This is a genomic window from Bradyrhizobium sp. LTSP857 (assembly GCF_000938285.1).
In the GTDB taxonomy this organism is placed as follows: Bacteria; Pseudomonadota; Alphaproteobacteria; order Rhizobiales; family Xanthobacteraceae; genus Bradyrhizobium.
Map to the genome: position 1 here is coordinate 899,119 of NZ_JYMS01000049.1, position 16,902 is coordinate 916,020.

At 64.9% G+C, this 16,902-nt stretch carries 14 protein-coding genes; 4 read left to right on the forward strand and 10 right to left on the reverse strand.

All coding sequences use genetic code 11. From position 1 onward, the window contains the following. Window positions 1-759, reverse strand: a 759-nt coding sequence (locus tag UP06_RS42360) for a DUF1522 domain-containing protein (protein ID WP_045008684.1), incomplete at its 3' end; no start/stop codon positions are given. A gap of 320 nt (window positions 760-1,079) precedes the next feature. On the opposite strand from UP06_RS42360, the gene flbT reads away from it, so the two are divergent. Next, window positions 1,080-1,505, forward strand: coding sequence for a flagellar biosynthesis repressor FlbT (gene flbT, locus UP06_RS37735; RefSeq protein WP_045008685.1), 426 nt, complete (start codon window positions 1,080-1,082; stop codon window positions 1,503-1,505). Window positions 1,506-1,590: 85 nt separating this feature from the next. On the opposite strand, the gene UP06_RS37740 is transcribed toward flbT, so the two are convergent. The 9 genes from UP06_RS37740 to UP06_RS37780 all read right to left on the reverse strand — a co-directional run bounded on the left by UP06_RS37740 (window position 1,591) and on the right by UP06_RS37780 (window position 15,151). Next, window positions 1,591-3,090 carry a pyridoxal phosphate-dependent decarboxylase family protein gene (locus UP06_RS37740; protein ID WP_045008686.1) on the reverse strand — a complete coding sequence of 500 codons (1,500 nt, stop codon included), beginning with the start codon at window positions 3,088-3,090 and terminating at the stop codon, window positions 1,591-1,593. Continuing rightward, window positions 3,087-4,340, reverse strand: a complete 1,254-nt coding sequence (locus UP06_RS37745; protein ID WP_045008687.1) for an ATP-grasp domain-containing protein — start codon at window positions 4,338-4,340, stop codon at window positions 3,087-3,089. The genes UP06_RS37740 and UP06_RS37745 overlap by 4 nt, the downstream gene beginning before the upstream one ends. 1 nt (window position 4,341) lies before the next feature. Continuing rightward, a complete protein-coding gene (locus UP06_RS37750; RefSeq protein ID WP_045008688.1) occupies window positions 4,342-5,991 on the reverse strand; it encodes a hypothetical protein in 1,650 nt (549 codons plus the stop codon). Beyond that, on the reverse strand, window positions 5,981-6,763 hold the full coding sequence (locus UP06_RS37755) for a hypothetical protein (protein ID WP_045008689.1): 783 nt from the start codon (window positions 6,761-6,763) through the stop codon (window positions 5,981-5,983). Before UP06_RS37755 ends, UP06_RS37750 begins: the two co-directional genes overlap by 11 nt. A 71-nt stretch (window positions 6,764-6,834) precedes the next feature. Continuing rightward, window positions 6,835-8,727 (reverse strand): flagellar protein, encoded by a 1,893-nt coding sequence (locus UP06_RS37760; RefSeq protein WP_045008690.1) that lies wholly within the window; start codon window positions 8,725-8,727, stop codon window positions 6,835-6,837. A 20-nt stretch (window positions 8,728-8,747) separates the two neighbouring features. Next, a complete protein-coding gene (gene flgK, locus UP06_RS37765) occupies window positions 8,748-10,628 on the reverse strand; it encodes a flagellar hook-associated protein FlgK (RefSeq protein WP_045008691.1) in 1,881 nt (626 codons plus the stop codon). A gap of 35 nt (window positions 10,629-10,663) precedes the next feature. Then, window positions 10,664-12,916 (reverse strand): flagellar hook-basal body complex protein, encoded by a 2,253-nt coding sequence (locus UP06_RS37770; RefSeq protein WP_045008692.1) that lies wholly within the window; start codon window positions 12,914-12,916, stop codon window positions 10,664-10,666. A gap of 178 nt (window positions 12,917-13,094) precedes the next feature. After that, on the reverse strand, window positions 13,095-13,607 hold the full coding sequence (msrB, locus tag UP06_RS37775) for a peptide-methionine (R)-S-oxide reductase MsrB (RefSeq protein WP_045008869.1): 513 nt from the start codon (window positions 13,605-13,607) through the stop codon (window positions 13,095-13,097). A gap of 86 nt (window positions 13,608-13,693) precedes the next feature. After that, window positions 13,694-15,151 (reverse strand): NAD(P)/FAD-dependent oxidoreductase, encoded by a 1,458-nt coding sequence (locus tag UP06_RS37780; RefSeq protein WP_045008693.1) that lies wholly within the window; start codon window positions 15,149-15,151, stop codon window positions 13,694-13,696. Between the two features lie 93 nt (window positions 15,152-15,244). Between UP06_RS37780 and UP06_RS37785 the strand changes: the two genes are divergently transcribed. The 3 genes from UP06_RS37785 to UP06_RS37795 all read left to right on the forward strand — a co-directional run bounded on the left by UP06_RS37785 (window position 15,245) and on the right by UP06_RS37795 (window position 16,885). Next, on the forward strand, window positions 15,245-15,781 hold the full coding sequence (locus tag UP06_RS37785) for a SixA phosphatase family protein (RefSeq protein WP_045008694.1): 537 nt from the start codon (window positions 15,245-15,247) through the stop codon (window positions 15,779-15,781). A gap of 71 nt (window positions 15,782-15,852) precedes the next feature. Beyond that, window positions 15,853-16,278 (forward strand): universal stress protein, encoded by a 426-nt coding sequence (locus UP06_RS37790; RefSeq protein WP_045008695.1) that lies wholly within the window; start codon window positions 15,853-15,855, stop codon window positions 16,276-16,278. Window positions 16,279-16,423: 145 nt separating this feature from the next. Next, window positions 16,424-16,885 carry a hypothetical protein gene (locus UP06_RS37795; RefSeq protein ID WP_045008696.1) on the forward strand — a complete coding sequence of 154 codons (462 nt, stop codon included), beginning with the start codon at window positions 16,424-16,426 and terminating at the stop codon, window positions 16,883-16,885. Window positions 16,886-16,902: the final 17 nt, after the last annotated feature.

Below are 16,902 nucleotides of genomic sequence, written 5' to 3' on the forward strand. Positions count from 1 at the left end.
CGTACCCGAGGTGCCGAGATAGACGGTGGTGTTGCCGCTGCCGTCGGTGACGAGGTTGCCGCTGACGCCCGAGCCGGACGCAACCGCAGTGCTCGCCGGGGCAGCGCCCGCGCGGAAGGTGATGGTCTTGCCGTTGACGGTGAGCGTGTCGCCGTCGGCGGGCTGGGCGTTGCCGATCAGGCCGGTCGCGCTGGTGCCCGAGGCGGCGATCAGGGTGAGCGTCCCGGACAGCGCTGCGGTGCCGTCACCGGCCGTTCCCGCCGTACCCGTCAGGACGCCGATGGTGGCGCCGAGCGTCGTGGTGCCGCTGGCTGCCGTGGTGCCGCCCGCCGCGCCGTCAAACAGCACGTTGCTGCTTGCAGTCGCGCTGGCAAAGGAGGTGGTGCCACGCAGGTCGGCCGCCGTCGCACCCGCGATCGTGGTGGAGACGTTGGACTTGGTGGAGTAGCCGACGGTGGTCTGGAGCGCCTGGTTGGCGATCGACTTCGCGGAGTCGATCAGCTTCTGCAGCGAGGTGATGCCGGTGTTGGCGGCCTGGAGCACCTGCACGCCGTTGGCGATACCATCGAGCAGATTGTTGATGTCGCTGGCGCGGTTGTCGAGCGACTGTGCCGTGAAGAAGTTGGTCGGGCTGTCCAGGGCCGAGTTGACGCTCTTGCCGGTCGACAGACGGTTCTGCGTGGTGGCGAGAAGATCAGCGGTGGACTGGAGGGAGAGGAGGTTCTGACGAACCGATGAGGAGAGAACGATACCGGACATGTTGTGTTACCTTTCTGGTAAACGACGCTTACTGTTACGCGTCTGCTTGGATCTTGATTGATCCAGCGACCGGCGGACCGTGGCGCCGAGAATCTAACGAAGCATGAAATGAAATCGGCGCTTTCTCTGAGTCGGCGCGCGATTCGGCCGATCTGCCGATCGGCGACGCTGCCGCGCCAAGCGATTTCGACATTGATATAATTGAGCTTTTCCGCGGCAATGGCCGGGATTCACAACTCATTAACTAATGTTGATGGAGTATTGCGCCTTGATCCGCCGCAACACACGCTCGGTTACGAAAGCGTTGATGGAGAACAGGCATGGCCCTCAAGGTCGAGCTCAGGCCGCACGAACGCATCATTGTCGGTAACTGCGTAATAACCAACACCGACCAGCGCGCCCGCCTTCTGATCGACGGCGAGAACGTCCCGATCCTGCGCGAGCGTGACATCCTCACGCCCGAGACCGCCGATACGCCGGCCAAGCTCGTCTATCTGGCGGTCCAGCTGATGTACATCTCGCCGGATCCGCAGACCCAGCACGGCACCTATTTCAACCTGGTGCGCGACATCGTCACTGCGGTGCCGAGCTCCTGGCCGATCATCGAGGGCATCAACAACAACATCCTGAACGGCGACCTCTACCGGGCGCTGAAGGATGCCCGCAAGCTGATCGCCTATGAAGAGAAGCTGCGGGACCAATACAACGCCGCGCATCCCGAGGGCGAGGTCAGCTCGGCCGCCTGAATCGCAAGGCCTGATCTCAAGACCCGCGCAAACGACAACGGCCCCGGATCATCTCCGGGGCCGTTGTCGTTTCAGCCGGCTATGGTCACTGCGCCGCGAGCGGCGGCGACTCGGTCTCGATCAGGCCTTCGCCAGTTCGCCGCGCACCGAACTCCAGCACCGCCGCCACCAGCGCGTCGACATCGGTCTGGTCGGTGCGATGATTGACGATCGCTGCGCGGATCGCGAACTTGCCGTCCAGCGTCGTGCTCGACGGCGCCGCGATTCCGGATTCCTGGACATCCGCGACAATCTCGCGATTGACCGCATCGTCGGCGCGGTACCGGAAGCAGACGATGTTGAGATTGACCGGCGCGAGCAATTCCAGCCGCGGCTCTGCGAGCACACGCGCTTCGAGATATTTTGCGAGCGCGCAGGTTCGCGTAATCACCGCGCCCAGCCGGTCGGTGCCGAACGTCTTCAGCGTGAACCAGGTCTTCAGCGCGCGGAAGCCGCGCGACAAATCGGGACCAAGATCGCAGGGCCATACGGCGCCGGCCGCAAGCCCCCTCGCCTCGCGGCTCAGATAGGCCGCCGGCTGCGCAAAGGCCTGCCGATGCAGTTCGCTGTCGCGCACCAGCAGGAATCCGGCATCATAGGGCACCTGTCCCCATTTGTGGAAATCGAGCGCGATCGAATCCGCAAGCTCGATGCCGGCGAGCAGCGGCGCGAGCTCGGGCGCCAGGATTGCCAGCGCACCGAAGGCGCCGTCGACGTGAAACCAGATTCCCTCCTCGCGGCACAGTGCCGCGATTGCCCTGAGATCGTCGATCGCGCCGATGTCGACGGTACCGGCAGAAGCCGTGACCAGGAACGGCTTGAAGCCGACCTCACGATCGATCGCGATCTGCGCACGCAGCGCGGCGACATCGATGCGATGATCGGCATCGGTATCGATCTTGCGCAGCGCGTCGGTGCCGAACCCCGCAATGTCCATCGCCCTGGAGATGCAGCCATGCGCCGCCTTCGACGCATAGGCCGTGAGCAGCGCGCCATCGTTGCCGATGCCGTGCTGTCGCGCCAGCGCGCCGAGCGCACTGGTGCGTGCGACCAGCACCGCCATCAGGTTGGCCATTGACGTGCCCGTGACGAAGATGCCGCTCGCTCCTTGCGGAAAGCCGAACAGGCCGCGCATCCACTCGACGATCTGGCGCTCGACCTCGATCGGCATGTGATCGCGTCCGCCGAGATTGGCATTGAGACCTGCCGCGAGCATCTCCGCGAGCATACCAACCGCGGTGCCGCCGCCATGCACCCAGCCCATGAAGCCAGGATGGACGTTACCGGTCGCGTAAGGCGCAACGTGCTCGGAGAATTCGCGATAGACCTCGGCCAGGTCGGTGGCCTCGCGCGGCACGTCGGTTCGGACCGCCGCGCGGACCTCATCGGGGATCGGCTGCCAGACTGGACGCGCGCGGACATTGGCGATGCCGTCGATCGCCTCATCCAGCATGCGATGGGCGAGTGCGCGAAACTCGCTCCAGTCCTGCGGATCGAGCGATCCATTCGTGACGGCCGCCTGCGTGTTGCGGATGATCTCGTTCATGCTGCGCTCCCCTCGCCCGCCTTTGCGTGGCGCGACAGCATCGCGGTGAAAGCGGCAAAGATCTTGCGCATCTGCGGCGGCTTGTACGGAAACACTATTGGCGAATCCATGTTGTGCACCACCGCGGTGTTGTCGGCCTCGAAGATCAGAAGCTCGCCGCTCTGGTTCTCGGCGCAATCGACGATGAAATAATCGAGACCGACGCGCCGGCTCATTTCGTCGATCGCATTCTTGTGGCGTGCTGCGAAGGCGTGATCGAAATCGAGCATGAAGACGGCTTCTTCAGCGCGCTTCTCCTCGCTGAACGCCATGTAGGCGTTGAGATACCAGATGTCCCAGCGATCGGCGATCGCCATGTGGCAGGCATAAGGTTTGCCATCGACCATGGTGATTCGAATTTTGCGATAGAGGCCGTCGGGGCTCGCATAATTGACGAAACGCGCAACGAAGAAGTCCTGTTCATCGCGCTCGGCGAGATAGGCCGCGAGCGCCGACGCATCATCGAGCTTCGCCAGCCCGACGCCGGCATGCGTGCCGCGCGGCCGCGTGATGATCGGAAAGTGCAGTTCGCTTGCGATGCCCTCGCAAGCGATCTGCCCCTTGGAGAGATCCGCGAGCTGCGCGCGCGTCGCATGGATGGTTGCGGGAATGTCGAGACCTGCAATGCCCATCAGCAACCGATACAACTTGTCGCGATCGAGGTTACCGATGCGATCAGGGCGATTGAGCAGTGGCCGCGGCCAGTGCGGCGCCGCCTTTTCGATGAGTGCGAGCGCCTGCCGGCATTCCTCGGAATCGGATGCAACAACGATGGCGACGTCGTGATCCGGCAGTTGCTCGGGCAGACCGACGCCGTCGACCACATAGAGCGTCAACAGCTCGATATCGGACTCCTCGAGCAGAAACTCGATTGGCGTGTTACCGCCCATGTCGATCGCGGCCGCAAGCGCGAGCACGCGCAAGCGCGGCTTCTCGGCCGCGCAAGGCGAGCGAAACAACCGATGAAAGGTGAGCACTTCCGCCTGGATGGCAAGTCCCGCCTGCTTGTCACCGAGAAGCTGGACAATCAGCGACAGATCAAGCCCCTCGCCCGCGTGCCCCGCGCCTTCGGAGATCTTGGTGATGAGCTGGTCGCGCAACGGGTGCAGATCCACGCCCTCGAAAGCCTGGCGCGTCAACTGCGCGAAGCCGATCCGCTCGGCATACGGGGCCTCAATGGTGGAGATCGGCGATCGAGCTGGATGTTGCATTTCAAATCCCGAGGACAGGCATATCCGGCGATACCGCGCCGGCGGCGCGGTCGAGCAGCAGTTCGATCTTCACCACGACATGGGCGATTTGATCGAGTACATGCTGAAGATTGCGTCGCGCTTGCGCCTCGTCCGCAGACCAGGCTTCCGTCACGAGCCGCGCGCCGACGCACAGCCGCAGCACGGCCTGCGGTGCATGATCTGGCCGCTCCAGCCGGACCGGTTGGCCGACAAGGCAACGTTGCGCTGCGATCTGCCGGGCGGCCGCGCTATCGTTGATGTCATCGTTCATGTCGCGCGCCAGCGCGCGATGGACGGCGCTGGTGTCGGCGATGGAGACGGGCTCGCCGTCGCGCAGCAGCGCGAACGGAAAGATCGTGGTGTGGGCGAATTCCTCGTCATCCACGCCGGCCTTGTCGCACGCGGTCGGAACGGCCCGAAGCGACGGCGACAACGCGATCATGTTGTTGATACCGGCCGCAAGCTCGGCCACAGCCTTGGCGCGGAACACTCCGGGCACCGCATAATAGCTGCCGATCTCCGCGAGCGCCGCCTCCCAGCGCAGCCATTGACCAAAATTCGGCCGGCGCTCAAAGCGCGAGCGCAGCGTCGTCCACGCCGTCGGCCAGTCGCTGCGGCCGGCATAGTCGAAGAAGCCGGGCGCGATCTCGCCAACATGGACGAGCGACCGCGACAGACCTTTCGGCACCAGCAGCGCGCCGCTGAAGGCAGGGCCGCCGAAAAACTTCGAGCCGGTGATCAGCACCATGTAGCCGCGGTCGAGATAGGACCGCAGCCGCCGGCGCCCAAGCCGCGCCTGGCAGGCATCGACGACGATTTGGACCTTGCCGGGCCTGCGCCGCGCGATCTCGTCGAGGCAGGCCGCGCTCGGCGCGCGCCAGCCGAGTTTTGACGAATCCATGATCTGGAGCAGCACGGGCGCCCCCTGTGCGATCGCGGTCTCGACAGCGCGCAGCACCGCAGCATCCGCATCCGGACGCATCGCAATGTCGGACGCGGGGTCGAGCAGCGGCACCGCGATGCTTTCGCCGGCGAGGCCCGCGACCGCACCGTCCTTGCGTACCACGAAGCCGCTCGCCGTCATCGCGCTGAAATGGCGGCCGCGCGCGGTCAGCGCAGTCCCGCTTCCGGTCTGGTCGGCACCGACCACGATCGTCACCGGCAACGCGCCGAGTGCGGCGCGCGCCAGGAACAGCGCGTGAAGCTGCGAATCGGTGCCGGACGGCGAGAACACGATGTCGACGCGCGGCGGCAGCTGGAGGTGGCCGCGCAATTCGTGGCGCATGTCCTCGCAGCGCCTGTCGAAGGCAATTTCGACCTCGTCGAACAGCGATTTGTGGACCAATTCCTCGCGCGCAAGCGCAGCGCGATCATAAGCGGCCTGCGAGATCGACGATGCGGTCGATGAGGCGAAATTCCAGACATCCGGCGCGGGCGACGGCGCGCAGCCATAGGCGTTGACCCGGTCTTTCGGATCGAGCGCGAGCCGCTGATCGCCGCCGGAGACAAGCAGTGTATCCAACGGTGTGAAGAGATCGCGCAGGCGGTAGCGCGAGCCGCCGTCGGACGCTCGCTCGGTATCTGACAGACGGGATGCGCCGGCGCTCATCCCGAAGGGCTCACGCCGCATCGGCCGCGGCCGCAGGGGCCGGCGCGAATTGCGAGGCGATGTCGCCGTGGAACACCGAAGGCCCGACGTGGTCGAGCGAGCTCTGGATATCGGCCCAGATCTCGCCGCCGATATCGGTCCAGCGCTTGCAGAAGGCGAAGTCTTCCGAGAGGTACGTGCCGGTCGCCGGATCGATCATGCACTCGAACAGCGCGAACCGGTTCTGGCTCGCCGCCAGCGTGTCGTGCGAATGCTCGCGGAAGAACTGCAAATTCGCATAGTTCGGATGGCGGCACATCGCCTCCAGCGCCTGACGACGGATCATCAGGAAGCCGGTGCCGGCGTAGCGCACGCGGGTGAAGCCGTTGACCACCACGATGCGGTCGGGGTCCTCGATCTCGAGCACGTAATCGAGCGAGGCCGCCGGCACATCGGCCCGGCCGGACTGGATCGCCCGCTTGGCCTTGTCCCAGTTGACCCGCTTGATCGGATAGCACCCGGCGACGACATCAGCTCCAGATTCGATCAGCCGGAACACCTGCTCCGGCTTGAAGCCGATATCGGCATCGATAAACAGGAAATGCGTCGCCTTGGGATCGTCCAGAAACAGTGTGACCAGGTTGGCCCTTGCGCGCGTGATCAGCGCGTCGCCGTCCCGCAAATGCACCTTGAGCTCGAGATTGGACATGCCGTGCACGGCGCGCTGGAGCGCGAAGATCGAACTTGCATAAATGGTCGACACCTGCCCGCCGAAGCACGGCGTGGCCACCACCAGTTGCATCCTGTCCGACATCGACGGCTCCGCCCCGCTCAAATCCTCACCAAGAGGTAAACAGGCATGGTTAACGGCGCCTTAATGCGCCCTTACAGGTACTTGACGAGCGAGAGCTGCGCGAGGTTCGCGGTAGTCTGGTAGGACGCCTGGAGCGCATTCTGGAGCGACAGGATTTCGCTCGCGACCTGGTCCGGCGAAGCCGATTCCGCCTGGTCGACGATGTTCTGAAGCTGCGCCTTGGCCTGGGTCTGGCGCGTGGTCGCGTCCTTCATCGTGTTCTGGGCCATCGCGATGTCGGTCTGGATGTCCTCGATTTTCTGCTGCCCGGCCTGCGGCGTCAGTGCCTGCGTCGTGCGCAGGCTCAGCGCCGCGACTTGCGCGCCGGAATATTGCCCGGTCGGCGAGGTCGAGAACGTGCCGTACACGGCAACCGCCTGCAACTGCTTGCGGATCGCGTCCTCGTCGGCCTGCGCGCCATATTGCACCGTGACGGAATCGTCGACCCGTGCCACCGCGGTCGAGCGCGGCGAGCCGGGCCCGTCATTGCCGGTGTACCATTTCACGGTATTGGCCGAGCCGTTCACCAGCGTCGTCGCCGAGCTCGCCGGCGTTGAGCCGACGCGCAGAGGCGGCTGGGTAGCGGTGATCGGTGACGAACTGAAGCCCAGCGCGCCCAGCGCGGCGGTCGCACCCGGGGTCGAGCCCGAGATGCTCAGGCTCGCCGCATCGTCGGTGTTGATGGTGATCGAACCGCCATGGATGGTCGACGGCTTCGCGGTCCCCGTGATGGAGTCGATCTTGCTCATCAAGGTCTGGATGCTGTCGGTAACGTTGAGCTGGTTGCCGGTCGCGCCGGAGGCGACGAAGCTGAGCGTGGTGCCGTTGACGGTGATGCTGTCGCCGGCAGCGAAGCCCGGCGCAATCGAGTTCGAGGGCGCCGTGCCGGACAACGCGGTCGTCCCGCTGATCGGTGCCGCTGGAGTGGCCTGGTTGGTCTTGGCGGTGCCGATCGCCGAGCTGTCCGTGTTGAAGAAATTGTCGCCGGCCGTCACGGCGGATGCCGCCACCAGCGAGGTGTTGGCGAGCTTCGTGATCGCGGTATTCAGCGCGTTGTTGAGGTTCGTCGCCGTGTTGGTTGGATTGACGGGGGTGCTTGCATCGATCGCAAAGCTCCCGACCGGCGTCGGCGTCGTGCTGGACGCTGTGAGGTCGATCTGCTCGGTCGAGCCGTCCGGCAGCGTGAACTGCACGCTGAGCTTGTCGCCGTTGTTCGGATTGACGCCGTTGAGATCGACCGAGAACGACACCGGCGAACCGCTCGGGCCGGTGACCGTCGCGCCCGTCAGCGTCGAGGACACCGCGGCGATCTTCAACCCGAACGGCGATCCCGCGACGTCCTCGGACACGTTCACCGAGCTCGGCGTCGGCTGGGTCTGCACCAGCCGCCCCATGCCGTTGGCGCCGAGGTCGGCGGCTTGCCGCTCGGCCATGACGGTCTTCAAGCCGGCCTGCGTCGTGGTGCCGTTGATGATGTCGCCGGCGTTGGCGACCGACTGCGTGTTGTAGGCGGTCCCCGAGAACAGATAGCGGTTACCCGACTGCGTGTTGAGGACGCCGACCATCGAGCCGAACTGGGCGGCGGCGGTGTTCTGCGCGACGGTCTGGCCGTTGACGTTGAGATCCTGCGAGCTCGTGGCGGAGCCCGTCTGCACCGTGTTGCGGATCGTCGTCATCGACTGCAGCGCAGTGTTGGCGAGGTTGATATTGACGTTGACGTTGGTCATCGTGTCGGTATAGGCGGCGATGTTCGAAAGCTGCGAGCGCGAGGCTATCGCGAAGCCTTCGTTGGTCCCCATCCCGGAATAGTTCTGCGACAGCTTGCCGGTCGAGAGCTGCGTCGACAGGTCGGTGAGCTGCTGATTGATGTTGCGGATCTGCGCGCCGAGGACCGACGAACCGTAGTTGATACTGCTGATCGACATGTTTCAGAGCCCTGTACTAATTACGTTTGAGCCTGGAGCAACGTGGTCATCATGCTCTGCACCACCGACATGACGTGCGCGTTGGCGGCATAGGCATTCTGGAGCTGGATCAAGTTCGACATCTCCGAGTCCAGATTGACGCTGGAGGTCGAGTTGAATTTGGCCTGAAGCGTCGAGACCACGACGCTCTGGCCCTGCTGTAGCGCGGTCGCCTGGGTCGAGGCGTTGCCCTGAACGCTCAGAAACTGCTGGAGGTAGTTCGAGACGCTGCCGGTGAACGGCTGGCTCGCCGAGCCGAGACCGGTCTGCGGCGAATAGGAGAACACCGTATTGGTGAGCTGCGAGTAGAGATAGTCCGAGCGCGTGGTGTCGCCGGTGGGCGTCACCGGTGAGGTGCTGTAGACCGACAGCCGGGTCGGGTCGGTGGTGAGCTGTGTGTTTACGGCGATGCGGCCGGCAAGGCCGGTCATCTGCGAGCCCGACGCCGTAATCGCGCCGGTGTAGAGCGCCTGGCCGCCGTCGGTGAACAACGGCAGCTGCGGACTGCCCGAAGTCAGCGACGAGATCGTCTTGGTGCTCGACGCCGAATTGACCTTGGCGAGGCCGGAATTGTCGTCGGTGACGCGCAGCGTCGTCGCGGTGGCCGGCGACGGCGCCGCGGAGAAGGTCAGATGCGAGCTCGGCAGCGCGGTGTTGAGGGCCGCGGCAATCGCGCCCATGCCACCGGAGAAATTGACGCCGATCTGCATCGGGTTGGCGTTGGTGGCGTTCTGGAGCGGCAGCGCCGCCGGATCGGTCACGTTCACCAGCGTGATCTGGCGCTGCGTGTTGGTAGAGTCGGTATAGGTAATGTTGACGGTGTTGCCCGGCTGCGCGCCGGCGAGATCGATGTCGAAGCCTGCGGGCGGACCGGAGACCGTGCTGCCGGCCGTGGTCTTGTCCGACAGTGCGCTCGACATCGTCGCGGCGAGCTGATCCACCTGGGTCTGCGCCTGCACCAGCGTCTGGTCGCGCAGCTTCAGATCGGCTGCGATCTGGCCGGAGGAGACCACGCTGTTGCCGGCGACGTCGATTGACGAGCCGTTCGGCAGCTTGATCGTGAGCGCACCGACGCCGGACTTGGCCGGATCGGTGTTGTAGAGCGAGGTCGCCGACAGCGCGCCGACTGAAGCGAAAGAGAATTGCGAAGCAAGCCCCGCGCCGACGAGCTGGATGCCGGTGGTGGTGTAGATGTTGGCCTGGTTCGATCCGTCGGTGGTGACGCGGACGTCGACATATTTCGATAGCGAGTTGATGGCCTGGTCGCGCTGGTCCATCAGCGTTGCCGCGGACGGATCAGTCGAAGCCAGGCCCTGGAGCTTGGTGTTGATGTCGGCGATCTGGTTCATCGCCGCGTTGGCCTGCTGCGCCGAGGTGCCAAGATCCTGCTCGACATTGGAGCGCAGCGACTGGATGCCCTTGGTGGTGACGTTGAGCTGCGTCGCCAGCGCCTGCGCCGCGCCGAGCGCCACCGTCTGCGCCGACGACGAGCCCGCGCTCGTGGACAATGCCTGCAACGAGCTGGTGAAATTGTTCAGCGCGGTTTCGAGCGTGCCGCTGCCGCCGGGATTGCCATAGACATTCTGAAGCTGATTGAGAATGTTGGCCGTCTGATCAGCATAGCCGCTGCCACCGGTCTCGATGCGCAGCTGGTTCTGCACATAGCTGTCGATGTCCCGGCTGACGCCGGTCGTCTTCGCTGTCGAGCCGAAGTCGCCGGTGGTGACCTCGATCTGGGTCGCCGTCTGGGCGACGTAACCCGGCGTCTGCGAATTCGCGACGTTCGACGAGACGATCGACAGCGCAGCCTGGTTGGCGCGCAGACCGCTCATCGCACTGGCAAGGGCTGAACTCAAACCCATGGTTACTTGCCGCCTTTGGTTACGTTACGCGTCGATCAGCGCAACACGTTCAAGAGGTCCTGCACCATCGAATTCGCCGTCGTGATCACCTTGGTGTTGGCCGAGTAGGCCTGCTGGGTCACGATCAGCTTGGTGAATTCGTCGGCGATGTCGGTGTTGGATCCCTCCAGCGACGAACCGCTGATGGTGCCGGAGGCGCCGGCGATGGCCGGACCCGACTGGTCGGTCACGGCATAGGCACCGCCGTCCATCGCCTTCAGGTAATTGGTGCCGTTGAAGTGCGACAGTGTCACCGAGGCGAGATCGAGATTCTGGCCGTTGGAGAAGGTGCCGACCACGAGACCGTTGTTGTTGACGGCGACCGAGCGGAGCTGACCGGCGGCGTAGCCGTTCTGCGTGATGGTGTTGATGGTCACCGCGCCGCTGGTGCTCGCATATTGCGTCAGCCCGCCGGAGGAGATGTTGAATGCCACCGAGCCAAGCGACTGGCCGCTGACAGTGACATTGTTGATGGTAATGCCCGAGCCGCTCGGCGAGGTGAGCGAACCGTCGCTAGCGAAGGTGAAGGCCTGCCCCGTGTTCATCCAGCCGACCGTCGTGCCGGTCGCATTCGGGTCGGTCTGGTAGAACAAGTTCCAGGTGTCGGAATGACCCGAGCCCAGCGAGGCGCTGTCGGTCTTGGCCCAACGCAGCTGGAGGTTCACCGGCGTGCCCGCCGCGTTGTAGGCGGTCACAGCGCCGCCGCTGATCGATTCCTTGGTGAAGGTGGAGATGTCGTTGCCGATCACGGTGCCGGTGCCGGCAGTGCCGCCACCGTCGCGATTCTTGGTGATGGTCGACGTGAAGCCGAGCGCGGCAAAGGCGGAGCTGTTGGAGCTGGCGACCGACAGGTCGGATACTGTGCCGGTGTTCAGCGTGATCACGCCGCCGCTGCTGACCGAGGATCCTGAGGCGCCGGAGAGAGCATCGATCTTGCCGAGCAAGGTCGTGATGTTATCGGTGATATTGATCTGGTTCGCACCCGAGGCGCTGGAGGCCATGAAGGTCAGCGTCTGACCGTCGACCGTGATAGTGTCGCCGGCGGCGAAGCCCGACGAGAGTGTTTGTGCGCCGCCTGGCGCCGCGCTGCCACTCAGCACCGTCGCGCCCGAAATCGCGGGCGTGGACAGCACGTTGCCGCCACGTGTCACGGTGCTGATGCCGAGCGCCGTTGCTGCCGTGCCGCTGCCGATCGAGACGTCGGTCGTAGCGCCGCTGGCGATCTGGATGTTGCCGCTGGCGGTCAGCGTTGCGGTGACCCCAGTGCCGCCAGCCGTTTGGATCGCGGTCAAGATGCTGGCAACCGTGGCGGTCGTACCAGATCCCAGACCGATCGTGGTGTTGCTGCCGCTCGGCGTAACGGTCGTGCTCGTGTCGAAGGTGATCGTGTGGCCGTTGATTGTCAGCGTTTGGCCGCTCAATCCAGCAAGGATGCTCGACGCGAGATGCACGCCTGCGGCGCCATCGAGGGACGTGGTTGTCGATGCCGCAGCCGAGGAGTTGTTCTGGAGCGCAGTCGTGCCAATTGCAGTCGTCGAAGAATAGGCGGTCCGGATGTTGCCGGTGGCGGCCGCGCCGGCGGCCACTGCATTGGTGTAGGGCGCGGGTGGCGTGCCCACCGGCAGCGGGTTCGCGGAATAATCCGACGGATTGAGTCCACCAGCGGCCAGCAGCGTGCCGCTCGTCGCGGTCGAGCTCGCCACTGTGTTCGGCTGGGTCGGCAGGTTCGCCGCGTACTGAATCGAGGTCGTCGCCTGCGCCGGGACGAAGTTGTTCTGGAATTGCAGCACCGTCGGCACGCTGCCGGTCGGATTGCCGGTCTTCGGGTCAACGGTCACGCCCATCAAATAGTAGCCGGCGCCGTTGACGAGATTGCCGTTGGCATTGACCTGGAAGTCGCCACGGCGGCTGTAATAGTTGACGCCGTCGAACACCGGCACATTGTCGATGACGCCGCTCGCCTTCTGCACCGAGAAGAAGCCGTCACCGGTGATCGCCATGTTGGTGGCGACGCTGGAGGCCGAGATCGTGCCTTGGGTGGTGATGGTCGCCTGCGCATGCGCCGTGACGCCGCCGGCGACTTGCTTGCTCGGCACCGAGGAGTCGGGAATGAGATCCTCGAAGCTGGTCCCGATGCCCTTGTAACCGGTGGTGGATGAGTTCGCGATGTTGCCGGAAATGTTCTGAAGCGCGTAGGACTGCGCTTGCAGGCCACCCACCGAGGTGTTCATTGCATCGAAGATACCCATAACTTTGTCTCCAGATCCGATCTCGGCGGCCGGCAGACCAATGGCCGCATTCGGAGGAGACGTCGCAAGGCCTATGCCAATGCGGGTATTCTCAGGAAATCAATGACTTAAATAGAGAGGCCCCGGTCGGATGACCGGGGCACAATTGCCGGGCCGGCAACAATTGCCGGGATCAAACTTACGTCGCCGAGGCCGACGCGGGGTGAAAGACCAGCCCGAAACCGTCGATGCAGTAGCGCAATCCGGTCGGCTTCGGACCGTCGTCGAAGACGTGGCCGAGATGGCCGCCGCAGCGCCGGCAATGCACCTCGGTGCGGAGCATGCCGTAGGTGCGGTCCTCGGTCTTGCCGACATTGCCCTCGATCGGCTGGTAGAAGCTCGGCCAACCCGTGCCACTCTCGAACTTGGTCTCGGAGGCGAACACCGGCAGGTCGCAGCCGGCGCAGGCGAAGGTGCCCTTGCGGTGCTCCTTGAGCAGCGGGCTGGTGCCCGGCCGCTCGGTACCCTCTTTACGCAGGATCTCATATTGCTGCGGCGTAAGCTGGGCGCGCCACTCGGCATCGGTCTTCTCGATCTCGAACTTCTCGGCGGCCTTCTCTCCAGCTTCGGCCGGAGTACCTCTCAGCCAGCGGAAGGCCGAAAGGCCAAACAGGCCGGCGACGGTCGTCAACAGGATGCGGCGATCAAACATGTCTTTCTCCGTGCGCAGGAAGTCCACGCCCTGAGATACGGGTTCTAACGGGAGACGTTACACTTCCAGGCGGGATTTTTCTCAACTTATTGCGAGACGCTGCCGTCGTGCACGGCCGGTTCCACGGTTTCGGCCGCAGGCTGCGGCGGTGGGGCCGGCCGCGGTCGAACCCCGGGCGGCGCACGGCGCGGACCGGTGCCGGCGGCCCGGTTGGCCTCCGCCAGCCGCGCCTCGCGTTCCCGGTCCTTGCCCCGCACCCGCTCGCGGTAGCGGGCGAGCGAGCCCGCGGCGGCGGAACTGGCCCTGCCCCAGACTCCGACCAGCTGGCCCGCGACCCGCCCGGTCGCGCCCCCCGCCCAAACCAGCTCGAACGGCGAGAACAGCCGCCAGCGCTCGTCGCCCCACAGGATGCTGCGTGCGATCAGCTGCCCGGCCATGGCGGAGGTGTTCATGCCCTGGCGGCCGAATCCGCTCGCCACCCAGAGGCCTTTGCGCAACTGCCCGATCTGCGGCATGCCGTGCACGGTCTGGCCGGTGACGCCACCGAACGTATCGGTGATCTCGACATTGCCAAGCTGGGGGAAGATCGTGCGGATCCTGCGCCTGACGGGACCGGCAAAGCGCTGCGGCCGTGCCGCCCAGGTTGTCTCCGGGCTTTCCCACATCAGGCGATCGCCATCGACGATCCGGAAATGGTCGACGCCGTCGGAATCCATCACCGATCCCTTGAAGGCGATGATCTCGTGCACGCGCTCACCGAGCGGCGCGGTGACACCGGCATAGCGCCAGACCGGCAGCAGCGTCTCCGACAGCCGCCGCAGGGGGGCGCCGAGATGGATGTTGCCGGCGAGCACGATATGGGTCGCGCGCAGCCGCGCCGAGGGCGTGACGATGCGCTTGCGGATGCCGGAATGGTCGATGCTGACGACCGGCGTATCCTCGAAGATGCGGGCGCCGGCCCGCCGCGCCAGCGCCGCGAGGCCATGCACATATTTGCGGCCGTCGAGCTGGAACGCCTTGGGATAGTAGACGCCGTGAAAGTAATGATCGGTCTTGAGCACCGCGCGGACGCGATCGGCCTGCCAGCCCTCGACTTCGGTGTCGAAATCCTCGGCGAGCATCTGCAATCGGCTGATCAACCGGTCGCCGGCGTCGACGTTGGACACTTCCAGCACGCCATTGCTCGGGCCGATGCCCGGCATGTTGTCGTCCGTGGCGTTGGCGCGGACGAACTCGGCGCCCTCCTTCGACAGCGTCCACAATTCACGCGCATCCTCGAAGCCGATGCGCTCGATCAGCTCGGTGAGCGGCAGCGCAAAGCCCGGCATCACGGTGCCGAGCTGGTTGCCGGAGGCGTTCCAGCCGATATGGCGGCCCTCGAGCACCGCGACGCTGGCCCCGAGCCGGGCGGCCTCGAGCGCAATGGAGAGCCCCGCGAGGCCTGCCCCGATGACGCAAATGTCGGCATCGAGGTCGAACGACAGCCGGGCGCGGTCGCGAAAGCCGGCTTCTTCCTGGGACACGCTTGTGAAAGTCTCGCTCATGTCGTTTTCTTAACGGACCAAGCGGGCGCTTGTCACCTTGTCCTCAACCGGCGCCTGTAGATTATCCTGGATGCGTAACGATTCGAGAATGCCATGCGCCGTTTGATGCTGCTCCGTCACGCCAAGACCGAGACTGACGCGCCGAGCGGCCGTGACCAGGATCGGCGGCTCGACGACCGCGGCCAGAAGGATGCCGCCGAGATCGGTGACTGGATCGCCGCCCATCCACCGGCCCCCGAAACCGTGCTGGTGTCGCACGCCGTCCGGGCCCGGCAGACCTGGGACACCGCCTGGGAGGCGATGAAGGGCCGCGTCGCAGCGCCGCAGGTCGATATCCTGCCGGAGCTCTACGGCGCCGACCCCGCACAGATTCTGGAAACCATTCGCACTGCAACCATCCCGGCCAATCCCCGGCAATTGCTGCTGGTTGGCCACAATCCCGGCATGCACGAGGCTGCCCTGATGCTGATGGGCAGCGGCGATCCGGCCGGCGCCAAGGCGCTCGCCGACAACCTGCCCACCGCGGGGCTTGCGATCTTCGACTTTGACGTCAAGGATTGGGGTGACGTGGCCTACCGCCGCGGCAAGCTGGTGCTGTTCATCAGCCCCAAGCTGCTTCGACTGGGATGAGACGCGCGGGCGCCGTCTCGATCGGTTGATCCGGCTTGATTGCAAGACGACTGGAAGATTTGGAGGCGCAGATGTTCAAGTCCATCCTCGTGCCCATCGACCTCGCCGACACCGATCTGGCAAAGCCGGCGATCGCGACCGCGGCAACGCTGTCGCAGACCTGGAGCGGCGTGGTGCGCCTGCTCAACGTGCTGCCGATGACGCCGGTGATGCTGGCTGAATATGTGCCGGCGGATTTCGACGAGCAGCAGCGCCAGACCTCGGAAGAAGCACTCGCCATCGTCGCGCGCGAATCCGGCATCGACGCGGGGCACATCTCCAGCGTGGTGCGCCAGGGCGGCATCTACCACGAGATCCTGGAGGAAGCCGTGCACATGAAGGCCGAATTAATCGTCATGACCTCGCACCGGCCGGCGATGCGCACCTATTTCCTCGGCTCCAACGCCGGGCACGTGGTGCGTTACGCGAAGTGCTCGGTGCTGGTGGTCAGGCACTAAAGTCTCACGACGAAATCCGTCGTAGCCCGGATGGAGCGCAGCGCAATCCGGGGCCGCTCTTTCCGCTTGGATGAAATCCCGGATTACGCTTCGCTCCATCCGGGCTACAAAACTGGTGGTCAGGCACTGAGCTCGGAGCAATGTCGTGAAGCAATGGTGGCGGAGATGGACCTACGAAGTCCCGCTCGCGATCGGCGATGCACTGTGGGAGGTGCTGGTCGTCCAACTGGCGGCGCTGCTGGGCAGGCTGACGGTGCGGCAGGTCGTTGCGTTCATCCCCGTCGTCATTCTCGTGTTGGCCTATTACCACAGGATCCCGATTCCGCCGGAGCTGATGCTGGTGGGCGATCTCCTCGCCTATATCGACATCTTCTCGGTGCTGTTCCTGCTCGGCGTGCTGAGCCGCGTCAGCACGATCCTGTTCGCCGTCAGACAGGCGAAGACGCGCATCGCCCTGCTCGTCGGCAGCGTCATCACGCACTTGCCGCGTCTGGATGTCCGGCATCGGCGCCAGGGTGGCGCTCCGACGAAGCCTCGACGCAGATCCGACCAGTCCGAGGACGATCGAGCTTTTGGCTGTGGGTGGCACCAGATCGCGTTGGCCTGATCCCCGTCCACAAGCTT